The following is a 16,472-nucleotide window of genomic DNA, read 5'->3' as shown; positions in this document are numbered from 1 at the left end:
AATTGTCAAAACAGGAAGGAAGACAAAAATTCCTACTATTGTTACAGCAGCTTGAATTGACTGATGATGTCTATATGTCCTTTTTTGAAAATGGAACACTCGAACGTGTAACAGTTCATAAAAAGAAGCGTATTTGGGACTTTAAAATAAAAATAGAAAATATATTGCCTTACCAGGTGTATCAATTACTGCGGATGCGGATGGTCGAGAAATTTTCGCCCATTGCCAATGTGTTACTGACGATTGAATCATATAATCCAGTAGTCAATGAGCAGCATATTTTGGATTATTGGCAAGTAGTTATTGAGCAAATGGATGAAATGTCGCCAATGCTGCGTACCAATTTATCGAAGCAAACACCGAAATGGACAGGTCATAAGCTTGTCGTGACATCGATGCTCGAAGTAGAGTACTTATCATTAAAATCAAAGTATACGGATAAAATTGCCGATTCATACAAAACATTCGGTTTCCCGCATATTCCGCTTGAGTTCCAGCTGGTGGAAGAGTCAGATGAATTTATCGCGCAGCAAGAAGCGTTTTATCAGCAACGTCAGGAAGAGGAAGAACGGTTGTCGAAACAGGCTATGGCCGATTTTGCCACACGCGAAAAAGAGAAGGCGGCCAATCCTGGTGCTGTTACTGGAGATACACCGTTCCAGATTGGGGCACTGATCAAAAATCCGGATCCGGTCGAAATCCGTACAGTACTGGAAGAAGAACGCTCGATTGTACTGGAAGGGTTTATTTTTGCGTGTGATATTAAGGAACTTCGAAGTGGCCGTTCTTTACTGGAATTTAAAATTTCCGATTACACCGACTCATTGCTTGTCAAAATGTTCTCAAACGGGGACGAGGATGTCGTGAAAATGAAACAGATGAGTAAAGGGATGTGGGTGCGTGTACGCGGATCCATTCAGCTTGATACATTTGCCCGCGATTTAGTCATGATGGTAAAAGACATCAATGAAATCAAGCGTGAACCTAAAAAAGACCATGCTCCGGAAGGCGAAAAGCGTGTTGAGCTCCACCTGCATACACCGATGAGTCAAATGGATGCGATGACATCTGTCGATAAACTAGTAGCACAGGCAGCTAAATGGGGACATCCTGCGATTGCGGTTACTGACCATGCTGTTGTTCAGGCATTCCCTGAAGCTTATGCTGCCGGCAAGAAAAACGGCATTAAAGTCATTTACGGCGTTGAGGCAAACTTAGTTGATGACGGGAAACCAATTGTTTACGATCCGATAAATGTTGATCTTGAAGATGCAACGTATATCGTATTTGACGTAGAGACGACCGGCTTTTCAAACGTGTATGACACGATTATCGAACTGGCGGCCGTCAAAATAAAAAATGGTCATGTTATTGATACATTTGAACGATTCTCAAACCCGCACCGCAAATTAACAGCAAAAATTATCGAGCTGACACATATTACCGATGATATGCTCGTCAATGCACCAGAGCTGAGTGATGTCATTCGTGAATTCCATGACTTTATCGGCGATGGGGTCGTTGTTGCGCATAATGCAGCGTTTGACTTAGGCTTCTTATATGTTGCCTATAAAAATGCCGGCATAGAAGTTCGTCACCCGGGGATTGATACGGTCGAGCTTTCTCGTCTTGTAAACCCAGGGCAAAAATCGCATAACTTAAAAACCTTAACGAAAAAATACAATATTGAACTTACCCAGCATCACCGGGCAATTTATGATACCGAAGCAACAGGTGAACTATTCCTGCATTTGCTGAAACAGGCTGCCGATTTAGGCATTAAAAATCTGATTGAAATGAACGACCACGTCGGCGGTGAAGAAGGGTATAAGCAGTCACGTCCAAGTCACTGTACAGTTTTGGCTGTAGATGATGCCGGGCTGAAAAATCTGTTTAAGTTAATTTCGATTTCGCATACGGAAACATTTTACCGTGTACCACGTATTCGCCGCTCTGATTTGCAGAAACTACGACAAGGATTAATCGTCGGCTCAGGCTGCTCGAATGGTGAGCTCTTTGAAACGATGATGAATAAAACGCAGGAAGAAGCCGAGCGTATCGCAAAATTCTATGATTATTTGGAAGTTATGCCGAAACCGGTCTATTCTCCGTTAGTGGACGGCGGTACTGTCCATGATGAATGGGCATTGGAAGACATTATCCGCCGTATCGTCAAGCTTGGCAAAAAGCTGAACTTACCGGTCGTAGCAACGGGAAATGTCCACTACTTGCATGAAACCGATGCAAAGTTCCGTCAAATCTTAGTCGGATCAATGGGTGGTGCAAACCCGTTAAATCGTAATCCTTTACCGAAAGTCCATTTCCGTACAACGGATGAAATGCTGAAGGAATTCGACTTTTTAGGGCCGGATTTGGCAAAGGAAATTGTCGTAACAAATACGCAGCGAGTTGCCGATATGATTGGCGATGTAAAACCGATCAAGGATGATTTATATACGCCGAAAATTGAAGGCTCGGATGATGAAGTAACGAATTTGACCTATGAGATGGCACATAGCATTTACGGTGAAAATTTACCGGAAATTGTCCAGGCCCGTATTGATAAGGAACTGAAATCTATTTTAGGACACGGGTTCGGGGTAATTTATCTGATTTCCGCGAAGCTCGTAAAAAAATCGCTGGCTGACGGTTACTTAGTAGGTTCGCGTGGATCGGTAGGGTCTTCCCTTGTCGCGACATTTATGGAAATTACCGAAGTAAATCCGCTGCCGCCGCATTATGTTTGTCCAAACTGTAAGCATTCTGAGTTTATCGCGGACGGTTCGGTTGCATCAGGCTATGACTTACCGAACAAACAATGTCCGGAATGTGGTGCGCCGTTCAAAAAAGACGGCCAGGATATCCCGTTCGAAACATTCCTAGGGTTCAAGGGCGACAAGGTGCCCGATATCGATCTGAACTTCTCCGGCGAATATCAGCCACAGGCACATAACTACACGAAAGTGCTGTTCGGTGAGGATTATGTATTCCGTGCAGGAACGATTGGTACGGTTGCAGAAAAGACAGCATATGGTTATGTAAAAGGGTACGGAAGCGACAATGGTATCACTTACCGAAATGCGGAAGTGGACCGCCTTGTGCAAGGTTGTACAGGAGTGAAACGTACAACAGGACAACACCCGGGGGGGATTATCGTAGTACCGGATTATATGGATATTTACGACTTCTCGCCAGTGCAGTTCCCGGCGGATGCTCAGGATTCGGAATGGAAAACAACCCATTTCGACTTCCACTCGATTCACGATAATATTTTAAAGCTCGATATACTTGGGCACGATGATCCGACCGTAATTCGTATGCTTCAGGATTTATCCGGAATTGATCCGAAAACAATCCCGACGGACGACCCGATTGTTATGAAGATTTTCAGTTCGACGGAATCGCTCGGTGTGACCGAAAAGCAAATTGGAACAAAAACCGGAACGCTCGGAATTCCGGAGTTCGGAACAAAATTCGTACGCCAAATGCTTGAAGAAACAAAACCGTCGACATTCAGTGAACTTGTTCAGATTTCAGGACTTTCACATGGTACTGACGTATGGCTTGGAAATGCACAGGAACTAATTAAAGATGGTACTTGTGTATTAAAAGAAGTAATCGGCTGTCGTGACGATATTATGGTTTATTTAATTTATCAGGATCTGGAACCGTCGTTTGCCTTTAAAATTATGGAGTCCGTTCGTAAAGGTAAAGGGTTAACAGATGAAATGGAAGCAGAGATGCGTGCCAAAAAAGTACCGGAATGGTATATCGATTCTTGTAAAAAGATAAAATACATGTTCCCGAAAGCCCATGCCGCAGCGTATGTATTAATGGCCGTACGTATTGCGTGGTTCAAGGTGCATCATCCGATTCTTTATTATGCAGCGTACTTTACGGTGCGTGCATCAGACTTTGATTTAATTGCGATGACACAAGGTTCTGTCATGATCCGCAAAAAAATCGATGAAATCAACATGAAGGGGCTCGATGCAGCGCCGAAAGAGAAAAGTTTACTGACAGTTATGGAACTAGCACTGGAAATGTGTGAACGCGGGATGAGCTTCAAAAAGGTTGATTTATACCGTTCGCATGCGAGTGAGTTCATCATCGAAGGAAACTCATTGATTCCACCTTTTGATGCCATTCCAGGTCTTGGTACTAACGTAGCGAAACAAATTGTTGAAGCACGTAAAAATGGAGAATTTTTATCAAAAGAAGATTTACAGCAGCGCGGCCGTGTATCGAAGACATTAATCGAGTATATGGATGAGCTTGGATGTTTGGAAGGAATGCCGGATGCCAACCAGCTGTCCTTATTCTAATGTACAGACAGGCTAAAAGAGAGGATTTTGTATTTTCGGATGCATATTCTCTCAGTAGTTGTTAATTCTATGTGTTAATAGGCAAAATTTGCATTAGGATAGCCTTTGTGCTATGCTAAATGTAATAATTTGTTGATAGTTCGCCAGCAAAAGAGTGGGGTTTCCCGCTCTTTTCTGTTGTTTACACAACTATTTAATTTCAACGAGCAAGTGTTCTGATCATTTGTGAGTGGAGTTAAACCTCTGGCGAATGTCGCAGATTTTATAATGAAAAAAAAGAAGTCCGTCTAACGCGTCGCATCGTGCGGCAAAGACTGGCTGACCCACGTCCTGTGGGCCTCAAAAGAAATCTGGACGCCATTGCATTTAGTTGTAAATGTCCAATTTTTTCAATGAAAACTCGTCTTTTGTTTAACCAATACTATGAAGATCTAAAACAAACAAAGACGTTAGGGAGGATACGATGAGCAAAGTTACGTCGATCATTGAAGAGCTAGTGACACCGATCGTGGAAGAGCTTGATTTGGAATTAGTTGATATCGAGTTCGTAAAAGAAGGACGCGACTGGTTCCTGCGTATTTATGTTGACACACCAGAAGGCGGCATTGATATTTTACAATGTGCACAAGTGAGTGAGCGTTTAAGCGAGAAATTGGATGAAAATGATCCAATCGAGCAAAACTACTACTTAGAGGTTTCTTCACCAGGAGCAGAACGTCCGTTAAAGAAACAACAGGACTTTGAAAAAGCAATAGGCAAATATATTTATGTGAAAACTTATGAGCCAGTTAAGGATTTAAAAGAATTCTATGGTTATTTACGCGCATATACAGATGAATTTTTAGAAATGGAATTCCGTATTAAAACACGTAAAGTTACAGTACAAATTGAAAAAGAAAAAATTGCGCAAGCGCGTCTTGCTATCGATTTTTCAGATAAGCAAATTTAGGAGTGAAAACAAAAATGAGTAGTGAATTACTAGATGCCCTAACTGCCCTTGAAGAGCAGAAAGGTATTTCAAGAGATGTATTAATTGAGGCGATTGAGGCGGCTTTAGTAACGGCGTACAAACGTAACTTCAACCAAGCGCAAAACGTTCGCGTGGATCTTAACCTACAAACAGGTTCAATGGTTGTTTATTCTCGTAAAGACGTAGTAGAAGAAGTAGAAGACGATCGTCTGGAAATCGCTTTGGAAGACGCGAAGTTTATTAATGCAGCTTATGAAATTGGTGACGTGGTAGAAGAAGAAGTAACACCACGTAACTTCGGACGTATCGCGGCACAGACGGCTAAGCAAGTTGTGACGCAACGTGTTCGTGAAGCTGAGCGCGGTTTAATTTATGAAGAGTATGTTGACCGTGAAGATGACATCGTAACAGGCGTAATCGAGCGTCAAGATGCACGTAATATTTATGTGTCAATCGGTAAAGTGGAAGCGGCATTACCTGTTAACGAACAAATTCAAGGTGAAGTTTACAAGCCAACATCTCGCATCCGTGTTTACATTACAAAAGTTGAACGCACAACACGTGGTCCACAAGTAATCGTATCTCGTACTCATCCTGGATTATTGCGCCGCCTATTTGAAATGGAAGTTCCGGAAATTTATGATGGCACAGTTGAAATTAAATCAATTGCGCGTGAAGCGGGAGACCGTTCAAAAATCTCTGTATATGCACATAATGAAGAAGTAGATCCAGTAGGTTCATGTGTTGGAGCTAAAGGTGCCCGTGTGCAGACAATTGTAAACGAATTAAACGGTGAGAAAATTGATATCGTAGAATGGTCAGAAGATCCGGTTGTATTCGTTGCAAACGCACTAAGTCCTTCAAAAGTTCTGGACGTTCAAGTAAATGAAGAAGAAAAGTCAACAACAGTTGTCGTACCGGATTATCAATTATCACTAGCGATTGGTAAGCGCGGACAAAATGCTCGTTTAGCAGCAAAATTAACGGGCTGGAAAATCGACATCAAGAGTGAAACAGATGCACGCGAATTAGGAATCTATCCTTCTGAAACGAGCACATTCGTTCCACGTGAAGATGCAGAAGAAGTAAAATTTGATTTATACGGTGATGACGAAGAATAAGCCGTCATTTGGAATGATTTTGCAAGGAGGGTAAGCAATATGGTCGTTAATAAAAAAATTCCTTTACGCAAATGTGTTGCAACAGGCGAGATGCTTCCGAAAAAATCAATGATTCGCGTCGTTCGTTCTAAAGAGGGCGAAGTGACTGTTGATATTACAGGAAAAAAATCCGGTCGTGGAGCATATGTTTCTAAAACGGAAGATGCTGTTGAAATGGCGCGTAAAAAGAATATTTTAGATCGCCAGCTTGATGCAAAAGTGCCGGATGAGGTGTATGAGGAGTTGCTAACGCTAATCCGCAGGGAGTCGATTTTATGACAAACCCTGCATTGCTACAGCTATTAGGTTTAGCAGCACGTGCACGAAAAACAATATCCGGAGAAGAGCTTGTCGTAAAGGAAATTCGCAGCGGCAAAGCTAAGCTTGTCTTTTTAGCTTCAGATGCTTCGGCAAATACGAGCAAAAAGATTCAGGATAAATGTACGTTTTATAATGTTGAGTATTATGTTTTCGGGGATCGATATGATCTTGGACATGCTACCGGGAAGGAAGCCCGTGTAGCGATTGCTATTACAGATAGCGGATTTGCTAAAAAAATGTCTAGTCTACTCAACGAAAATTAATCGGGGGTGAGCAGATGAGCAAAGTAAGAGTTCATGAATATGCGAAAAAGGTAAATAAAACAAGTAAGGAAGTTATTGAGGAGCTTGCAAAACATAATCTGCCGGTGAAAAATCACATGGCGGTAATTGATGAGCAGGCGGTCTCAAAACTAAATTCTGTCTTTAAGCAAGCAGTGGAACCAACGAAAGATTCTCCTGCAAAGACACCTGCCAATGCTGTAAATGTAACACCGAGACGCGGTGAACAAGGGCAGAAAAAAGTGCAGCAAGGTCAAAAGCAGGATCGTCCACAATCTGCTTCGAATAACCAACAACCGAACAAAGCTTCAAACGCCCAAGGGCAAACAAAATCGCAACAAGGCGAAAAAATAAGAAATGAAAAAGGTAACCAAAATCGAAATATGACTCAAAATAACTCTAACAACCGCAAAGGCGGCACAACACAAAACACTAGTAATAATAAAGGCGGCGGTAACACGCCAAATAGAGGCGGTAACACACCAAATAAAGGTGGTAACACGCCAAATAAAGGTGGTAACACACAAAATAAAGGCGGCTATCAACAACGTAGAAAACCAGGTATCAATGGTGGTAAACGTCGTACGCATCGTCCTGCACCACAACCAATGGTGCAAAAAGAATTACCTGAAAAAATTACTTTCTATGAAAGTTTATCAGTTGCAGAACTTGCAAAAAAATTACACCGTGAGCCATCGGAAATTATTAAAAAATTATTCATGCTTGGTGTAATGGCAACAATTAACCAAGAACTTGATAAGGATGCAATTGAGTTAATTTGTGCAGACTACGGGGTAGAAGTAGAAGAAGAAATCCGTATCGACAAAACAGATTTAGATACGTACTTCGATGATACAATCGTGGAAGTTGACGAAAATGCATTGGAAGAGCGCCCACCAGTTGTAACAATTATGGGACACGTTGACCACGGTAAAACTTCATTGCTTGACTCAATCCGTAAAACGAAAGTTACTGCGGGTGAAGCAGGCGGTATTACGCAACATATCGGTGCATACCAAGTAGAAGTTAACGGGAAGAAAATTTCATTCCTTGATACTCCTGGACACGCGGCATTCACAACAATGCGTGCGCGCGGTGCATCAATTACAGATATCGCAATTATCGTAGTAGCAGCGGATGACGGTGTAATGCCTCAAACAGTTGAAGCGATCAACCACGCAAAAGCTGCAGAAGTACCAATTATCGTAGCAATCAACAAAATGGATAAACCAACTGCCAATCCGGACCGTGTACAACAAGAATTAACAGAGCACGGATTAGTTCCTGAAGCATGGGGTGGAGATACAATCTTCGTACCAATTTCAGCACTAAAAGGTGAAGGTATTGACCAGCTTCTTGAAATGATTTTATTAGTTTCTGAAGTAGGCGAATTAAAAGCGAACCCAACTCGCTCAGCAATCGGTACAGTTATTGAAGCACAGCTTGATAAAGGTCGTGGAGCAGTTGCAACACTTTTAGTTCAGGATGGTACATTACGTGTTGGTGATCCAATCGTAGTCGGTCATGCATATGGTCGTGTACGTGCAATGGTCAATGATCTTGGCCGTCGTATTAAAACAGCTGGTCCTTCTATGCCGATTGAAATTACAGGCTTAAACGAAGTACCACAAGCGGGCGACCGTTTCGTAGTATTCCAAGATGAGAAAACAGCTCGTCAAGTTGGTGAATCTCGTTCAATGACAGCTATCCAAGCGTCACGTTCAGAAAAACAACGTGTAACTCTTGATAACTTATTTGAACAAATGAGCCAAGGCGAAATGAAAGAGTTAAACTTAATCGTAAAAGCAGACGTACAAGGTACAGTGGAAGCAATGGCTTCTTCATTAATGAAAATTGATGTTGAAGGCGTTAATGTTAAAATTATCCACACTGGTGCGGGTGCGATTACAGAATCGGATATCTCTCTTGCTGCAGCATCAAATGCAATCGTTATCGGATTCAACGTACGTCCGGACACAAATGCAAAACGTGCTGCTGATGAAGAAGGCGTAGATATTCGTCTGCACCGTATCATCTATAAAGTAATCGAAGAAATCGAACACGCGATGAAAGGGATGCTTGATCCTGAGTTCGAAGAGAAAATCGTTGGTCAAGCGGAAGTTCGTCAAACAATTAAAGTATCTAAAGTGGGTACGATCGCTGGTTCATACGTTATTGAAGGTAAAATCGTTCGCGATGCCGGAGTACGTGTTATCCGCGAAAACGTTGTTGTGTTCGAAGGTGAACTGGATTCACTAAAACGCTTCAAAGATGATGCAAAAGAAGTTGCAAAAGGGTATGAGTGTGGTATTACGATCAAAAACTACAACGACATTAAAGAAGGCGACATTATCGAAGCCTTCGTAATGGAAGAAATCGTTCGTAAATAATGATTGTATACGCAGAAGTTGAATTCATGATTCAGACTGCCCACTCATTAAAAGAAAAGCGCGCCGTCCTTCAGCGGATGGTGACGCGTACGAAACAAAAATTCAATGTTTCCGTTGCTGAAATTGATCATCAGGATGTATGGCAGCGTACAAAGCTTGCGCTTGTCGCAGTTGCTTCTTCCAAAGAAGCGGCTGAACGCGAGCTAATGCGGGCGATCCATTATCTGCAGTCAAATCCGCAATGGGAACAGCTGGATTTCTATCGTGAATATTTATAAAGCCCACGATTTGTGGCAAATGTACTATTAATTACGCAATTTAAATGAGGTGACATTTATGTCTCTACGTTCCAATCGAGTTGCGGAGCAAATGAAAAAAGAAATTACTGAAATCATTGCGCGCAAAATCAAAGATCCGCGTGTAGGCTTCGTTACGGTTACAGATGTAGCAGTAACAGGAGACTTACAGCAAGCAACTGTTTATATTACATCGTTAGGCAATGACCGCGAACGTGCGGAAACATTGCAAGCGTTGGAAAAAGCATCCGGTTTCATCCGTTCGGAAGTTGGTTCACGTATCCGCTTACGCCGTACGCCTGAACTGGCATTCGAATTCGATACAGCAATCGAATACGGTAACAAAATCGATGCATTACTACGTGGTTTACACGAAGAGAAATAAAACTAAGAAGTCTGCACTGCATAACTATGCGGGCAGACTTTTTTGCTTTGAAAAATTTTTAACGGAATTGTTGAATACAGAAGTTTTGTTAAGGAAATAAACTTTATGCTAAGGTAGAGTGACGCGAAGCGGAGTACATGAAAAGTACCCCCATACTGTATACTTTACGAAAATGTGGATCTAACAAAGGAGAAAAACAATGAACGGTATTTTGCCATTATGGAAAGAGCGCGGCATGACAAGTCATGACTGTGTGTTTAAATTACGAAAAATATTAAAGACGAAAAAAGTAGGGCACACCGGGACACTTGATCCGGGTGTAGAAGGCGTACTGCCGATCTGTATCGGGCAGGCAACACGCATTGCCGAATATTTAACAGATGCCGGCAAAACGTATGAGGCAGTCGTATCGATTGGACGCACAACAACAACAGAAGATGCAGAAGGTGAAACGGTCGAGCAAAATACAGATTTCAAATCGTTTACACGTGAAGAAATTTTACACGCACTTCAAACATTGACAGGTGAAATCGAACAAACGCCACCGATGTTCTCCGCTGTAAAGGTGAACGGGAAACGGCTGTATGAATATGCAAGAGCTGGTCAAACAGTCGAGCGCCCAACACGTAAAATTACGATTTATGAGCTGGAATTATTGGATGATGCACAAACATTCGAAGGGGAAGAAGTGACGTTCTCTATTCGCATCAAATGTTCTAAAGGGACGTATATCCGTACATTAGCTGTTCAGATCGGTGAAGCATTAGGCTACCCGGCACATATGCATGAATTAGTACGAACAGCATCAGGCACATTCACAAAAGACAATTGCTTCACATTGGCCGAAATCGCGGAAATGATGGAAGCCGGGGAGCAGGAGAAGTTTCTGTTGCCGGTTGAATATGCATTATCCGACTATCCATACGTTGAAATTACGGAAGACATTGAAAAGCAAATTTTCAATGGGCAAGTTCTCCCGATGCATACTTTATTAACGGAACATGATAAAATTGTATATGGTGTAGAGGGACGAGCATTTGCGGTTTACATCGCCCATCCGACAAAGAGCGGGCAAATGAAGCCGGATAAGATGTTTCCCGAAATTAATTAGGAGGCACGAGATGAACGTTATTCATTTGAAATACCCCCATCAATTAGCACAGGAAATAGAAAAAGAGGCGTACTCATTAGCAATCGGATTTTTTGATGGGGTACATAAAGGACATCAGGCAGTTATTGAAGTGGCAAAGCAAAAAGCTGAGCAGCTAAATATTAAAAGTGCCGTGATGACTTTTGATCCACATCCATCGATTGTATTAGGTAGACGTAATGAAAAAGTATTCTACATTACGCCACTTTCACAAAAAATAGATACTTTTAAAAAATTGAATATCGATACAGTATTTGTTGTAAACTTTACGTCAGATTTTGCGAAGCTTACACCTGAAGAATTCATTAAGTACTTTATCGTAGATTTAAATGTACAGCATGTAACTGCAGGCTTTGATTTCTCGTTTGGCGCTTACGGCAAAGGCAATATGGAGCTGATGAAACAACTGTCAAACGGAAAGTATGGTGTGACGGTAATCGAAAAGCAGCAGGATGAAGTTGAAAAAATTAGTTCCACACGCATTCGCAAAGCATTGCAGGACGGGGATATGGAACAGGCTCGTAATCTATTAGGCCGCGCATTCGAAGTGCCGGGAATTGTCGTGCACGGAGATAAGCGCGGACGGACAATGGGCTTCCCGACAGCGAATGTCCAAGCGATGGAAGGCTGCTACATACCGGCAACAGGTGTGTATGCGGTGAAAATTTTAGTTCAAAATAAATGGTATGACGGTGTTTGTAATGTAGGCTATAAACCGACATTCAACAACCCGGATGAAAAGCAGCTGTCGATAGAAGTGCATATTTTGAATTTCAATAAAAATATTTACGGTGAAGAGGTCGTTGTAGGTTGGTATAACCGCATTCGCAGCGAACGGAAATTTAACGGCATCGAAGCGTTGATTGAGCAAATCGAATTGGACAAACAGCAAGCGATCGCCTATTTTGAACAACTACGCTAAATAGTTGCGCATCCATAAACAATTATGGTACTATTCACTAGTACGAAATTCTCGTATGAACCTTAGCTCGGCTTTTCGCAACTCCAGCGACTGCTGTGCTATTGGGGATATCTTAATTATCAGGAGGTCATTTTAAATGGCAATTACACAAGAACGTAAAAACGAAATTATCGCTGAGTACCGCGTACACGAAACAGACACTGGTTCTCCAGAAGTACAAGTAGCTGTATTAACTGCAGAAATCAACGCATTAAACGCTCACTTAGCTACTCACAAGAAAGATTTCCACTCTCAACGTGGTCTTCTTAAAATGGTAGGTAAACGTCGTCATTTATTAAAATATTTACGTGAAAACGATGTAGCTCGTTACCGTGAATTAATTACTAAACTTGGATTACGTCGCTAATACGTCGTTAATCTGACAATAAAAAGCGGGATTTTTCCCGCTTTTTATTATGTTTGAAAATGAGTCAGCTTTCCGAATCAATGGTGCGATGTTTAACTTCTTTGAGCAGGTGTCAACACGCCTGTTGAAAGAAGTTAAACCATTGCTGGAAAGCCAAAAATATTTTATTAAATTTATCGATATTTAGATCAAAAAATTTAGCATAGAAAACGCTTTTTTGATACACTAACTATGGTACATAATATGATACGTAGAGTGTTTCAATAAGAAAGGGGTTCATTTAATGAACGAAAAAAAGGTCTTTTCGTATGAATGGGCAGGCCGTCCACTCGTAATAGAAGTAGGACAGCTGGCAAAACAAGCAAATGGTGCTGCAATGATCCGCTACGGCGAAACAGCAGTTCTAGCTACGGCAACAATGTCAAAACAACCAAAAGCATTAGATTTCTTCCCGTTAACAGTAAACTTTGAAGAACGTCTATATGCAGCAGGTAAAATCCCTGGTGGTTTCATTAAACGTGAAGGACGCCCATCAGAAGCGGCAGTATTAACTTCCCGCCTAATTGACCGTCCAATCCGTCCTATGTTCCCGGATGGTTTCCGTAACGAAGTACAATCAATTTTAATGGTTATGTCAAATGATTCAAACTGCCCTGCTGATGTAGCGGCAATGTTTGGTTCTTCATTATCATTAGCAATTTCTGATATCCCATTCGACGGACCGATTGCAGGTGTACATGTAGGATATATCAACGGTGAATTCGTTGTGAACCCGACTGTAGAACAATCTGCCAAATCGACTGTTCACTTAACAGTAGCAGGTAACAAAGACGCGGTTAACATGGTAGAAGCAGGTGCTTTAGAAGTAACTGAAGATATTATGCTTGAAGCGATCATGTTCGGTCATGAAGAAATTAAAAAGTTAATTGCCTTCCAAGAGCAGATTGTTGCTGAAGTTGGTAAAGAAAAACTTGAAGTAACATTATATGAATTAGATGCAGACTTAACAGCGGCGATCAAAGCTGAATGTGAAGCTGATATGAATACAGCAATCCAAACGGTGGACAAGCAATTACGCCAAGAAAATATTACAGCAGTAAAAACACGTGTGATCGAAGCTTATGAAGCCCAAGAAGCTGACGAAGCTACGATGAAACAAGTGAATGCTATTTTAGATAAAATGGTAAAAGATGAAGTGCGTCGTTTAATTACAGAAGACAAAGTTCGTCCGGATGGTCGTAAGCAAGATGAAATCCGTCCACTTTCTTCTGAAGTAGATCTATTACCACGTGCACACGGTTCAGCATTATTCACTCGTGGACAAACACAAGCATTATCAATTTGTACTTTAGGTGCTTTAGGCGACGTTCAAATTATTGACGGCCTAGGTATTGAAGAGTCAAAACGCTGGATGCACCACTACAACTTCCCTCAATTCTCGGTTGGGGAAACAGGCCGTTACGGTAGCCCAGGCCGTCGTGAAATTGGTCACGGTGCATTAGGTGAGCGTGCGATTTTAGCGGTAATGCCAACAGAAGAGGAATTCCCGTATGCAATCCGTTGCGTATCGGAAGTATTGGAATCAAACGGTTCTACTTCTCAAGCATCAATTTGTGCATCAACAATGGCACTTATGGCTGCTGGTGTACCAATTAAAGCACCGGTTGCAGGTATTGCAATGGGTCTTGTTAAAAAAGGCGAACACTATACAGTATTATCAGATATCCAAGGTATGGAAGACCACCTTGGCGACATGGACTTTAAAGTGGCAGGTACAGCTAAAGGTGTAACTGCACTTCAAATGGACATTAAAATCGATGGTCTGTCTCGTGATATTTTAGAAGAAGCATTAACACAGGCAAAAATCGGCCGTATGCACATTTTAGAGCATATGATGTCAACGATTTCAGCGTCTCGCACTTCATTATCACAATACGCACCAAAAATCGTTTCAATCAAAATTAATCCTGACAAAATCCGCGATGTAATCGGACCGGGTGGTAAAGTCATCAATAAAATTATTGATGAAACAGGCGTTAAAATTGATACAGAACAAGATGGTACAATTTACATCGCTTCAGCTGATGAAGCAATGATTAACCGTGCTAAAGAAATGATCGAATCAATCGTACGCGAAGCTAAAGTAGGCGAGTACTACATGGCAACAGTAAAACGCATTGAAAAATTCGGTGCATTCTGTGAAATCTTCCCAGGTAAAGACGGCTTACTGCACATTTCGGAAATTCAGGAAGAACGTACGAAAGAAGTAGAAGACGTATTAAAACTAGGCGATGAATTACTTGTGAAATGTATCGAAATCGATAAACAAGGTCGCGTAAACTTATCACGTAAAGTAGTGATCAAAGAAGAAAAAGAGCGCGCAGAACAAGGGAAATAATTGAAACAAGCGTTACCAACAAGATAAAAAGGGAGGTTGTACACTATTGTACAGCCTCTTTTTTAAATAACGTTAAGCTGATGATTTGCGATATCCATTACTTGATGAAGTCAGAAAATGGGAGGTATGCGTAATGGAGCATACCCTTACTACAAAAATAAGCTTAAAATTGTAATATTACAGATTTTTAAATAATACTTATATTTTATTAGCCGAAATAAAGGAGAAATTTATGGTACAAGTAATTACAGCAAAAAATGGCGTGCGCATTGTCACAGAGCAAATGCCGCATGTCCGGTCTTTATCGGTCGGCATTTGGGTCAACGCGGGCTCACGCTACGAAACAAAAGAAGAAAATGGGATTACCCATTTCATCGAGCATATGCTTTTCAAAGGAACGAAAAACCGTACAGCCCGTCAAATAGCGGAAGAGTTCGACCGCATCGGCGGAGAGATTAATGCCTTCACATCGAAGGAACATACATGCTATTACGCGAAAGTACTGGACCATCACGGGGAACTGGCTATCGATATTTTGGCCGATATGTTCTTTAACTCGCTGTTTACGCAGGAAGATATCGAAAAAGAACGCCAAGTTGTTCTTGAAGAAATCTACATGAGCGAAGACGATCCGGCAGATGATGTCCATGAAAAATTATGGGGCGTCATGTTCCCGGATGATGCGCTTGGCCGTCCAATTTTAGGGACACCGGAAACATTGGCGACATTTGATGAAGAAATGATCCGTACGTATATGGCGAAACATTACGGCCCTCAAAATGTTGTCATCTCAATTGCCGGTAATATTGAAGAGAGTTTACTGGAAAAAGTGGAAGCATTATTCGGAAACTATGAAGCAAGTGCGAAATCGATTGTTTCCAAACCATCTTATCCGACATTTACACCAGGTGAAATTGAAAAATTGCGTGATACGGAACAGGCGCATATTGCGATTTCTTTCCCTGCGATTGCGGTAAAAGATCCGAAAATGTACAGCTTTATTGCGTTGAATAATATAATCGGCGGCAATATGAGCTCACGCCTGTTCCAGGAAGTGCGAGAAGATCGCGGCTTGGCGTATTCTGTATTCAGTTACCAGTCGAGCTATGAGGATGTAGGGACATTTACGATTTACGCGTCGGCATCAAAACAAAACCTCGATTCATTAAAGCAGCAGATCGACCAGACGTTATTTGACCTCGTTGCAGGAGGGGTAACGGAAACCGAGCTTGAAAATGCGAAGGAGCAATTAAAAGGCGGCTTCGTTTTAGGGCTTGAAGGTACAGAAGACTTTATGAACCGTAACGGGGTCAATGAACTCATTCACCAAAATCACCGTTCAGTTGATGAAGTATTGGCAAAAATCGATGCCATTTCGATGGAAACGATTGATGAGTTAATTACACAAATTTTATTATCCGAACCGGCAATTGCGATTATCGGACCGGAAAACGAATAACGCAAAAGG

At 41.7% G+C, this 16,472-nt stretch carries 13 protein-coding genes; all 13 read left to right on the top strand.

The features are described 5' to 3' along the window. The first annotated feature begins 2 nt into the window (after window positions 1-2). The 13 genes from CBM15_RS00845 (at window position 3) to CBM15_RS00785 (ending at window position 16,463) form a co-directional block, all read left to right on the top strand. Window positions 3-4,325: a PolC-type DNA polymerase III gene (locus CBM15_RS00845; RefSeq protein ID WP_087615389.1), complete on the top strand. Its 4,323-nt coding sequence runs from the start codon at window positions 3-5 to the stop codon at window positions 4,323-4,325. 463 nt (window positions 4,326-4,788) lie between these two features. Beyond that, complete coding sequence (gene rimP, locus CBM15_RS00840; protein WP_008403239.1) at window positions 4,789-5,274, top strand: ribosome maturation factor RimP; 486 nt, start codon at window positions 4,789-4,791, stop codon at window positions 5,272-5,274. Between the two features lie 14 nt (window positions 5,275-5,288). Beyond that, on the top strand, window positions 5,289-6,416 hold the full coding sequence (gene nusA, locus CBM15_RS00835) for a transcription termination factor NusA (RefSeq protein ID WP_008403238.1): 1,128 nt from the start codon (window positions 5,289-5,291) through the stop codon (window positions 6,414-6,416). A gap of 39 nt (window positions 6,417-6,455) precedes the next feature. Further along, window positions 6,456-6,734 carry an RNase P modulator RnpM gene (gene rnpM, locus CBM15_RS00830; protein ID WP_008403237.1) on the top strand — a complete coding sequence of 93 codons (279 nt, stop codon included), beginning with the start codon at window positions 6,456-6,458 and terminating at the stop codon, window positions 6,732-6,734. Further along, entirely contained in the window at window positions 6,731-7,039 is a 309-nt protein-coding gene (locus CBM15_RS00825) for a YlxQ family RNA-binding protein (protein ID WP_014824466.1), read from the top strand. The genes rnpM and CBM15_RS00825 overlap by 4 nt, the downstream gene beginning before the upstream one ends. Window positions 7,040-7,053: 14 nt before the next feature. Then, window positions 7,054-9,447 (top strand): translation initiation factor IF-2, encoded by a 2,394-nt coding sequence (gene infB / locus CBM15_RS00820; protein WP_087615388.1) that lies wholly within the window; start codon window positions 7,054-7,056, stop codon window positions 9,445-9,447. Continuing rightward, window positions 9,447-9,725, top strand: a complete 279-nt coding sequence (locus tag CBM15_RS00815) for a DUF503 domain-containing protein (RefSeq protein WP_008403234.1) — start codon at window positions 9,447-9,449, stop codon at window positions 9,723-9,725. The genes infB and CBM15_RS00815 overlap by 1 nt, the downstream gene beginning before the upstream one ends. Before the next feature lie 58 nt (window positions 9,726-9,783). Continuing rightward, on the top strand, window positions 9,784-10,128 hold the full coding sequence (gene rbfA / locus CBM15_RS00810; protein WP_008403233.1) for a 30S ribosome-binding factor RbfA: 345 nt from the start codon (window positions 9,784-9,786) through the stop codon (window positions 10,126-10,128). 199 nt (window positions 10,129-10,327) lie between these two features. After that, a complete protein-coding gene (gene truB, locus CBM15_RS00805) occupies window positions 10,328-11,239 on the top strand; it encodes a tRNA pseudouridine(55) synthase TruB (protein WP_087615387.1) in 912 nt (303 codons plus the stop codon). Between the two features lie 10 nt (window positions 11,240-11,249). Further along, a complete protein-coding gene (ribF, locus tag CBM15_RS00800) occupies window positions 11,250-12,200 on the top strand; it encodes a riboflavin biosynthesis protein RibF (RefSeq protein WP_087615386.1) in 951 nt (316 codons plus the stop codon). Window positions 12,201-12,336: 136 nt separating this feature from the next. Next, the gene (gene rpsO / locus CBM15_RS00795) at window positions 12,337-12,606 is read left to right on the top strand and encodes a 30S ribosomal protein S15 (protein WP_008403229.1); all 270 of its coding nucleotides are present in this window, start codon (window positions 12,337-12,339) and stop codon (window positions 12,604-12,606) included. Between the two features lie 283 nt (window positions 12,607-12,889). Next, window positions 12,890-15,004 (top strand): polyribonucleotide nucleotidyltransferase, encoded by a 2,115-nt coding sequence (gene pnp / locus CBM15_RS00790; RefSeq protein ID WP_087615385.1) that lies wholly within the window; start codon window positions 12,890-12,892, stop codon window positions 15,002-15,004. Between the two features lie 232 nt (window positions 15,005-15,236). Continuing rightward, window positions 15,237-16,463: a M16 family metallopeptidase gene (locus CBM15_RS00785; protein ID WP_008403227.1), complete on the top strand. Its 1,227-nt coding sequence runs from the start codon at window positions 15,237-15,239 to the stop codon at window positions 16,461-16,463. Window positions 16,464-16,472 lie beyond the last annotated feature (9 nt).

The organism is Solibacillus kalamii, from assembly GCF_002174535.1.
Lineage (GTDB): Bacteria > Bacillota > Bacilli > Bacillales_A > Planococcaceae > Solibacillus > Solibacillus silvestris.
This window is presented reverse-complemented; position numbering and strand designations above follow the sequence as displayed.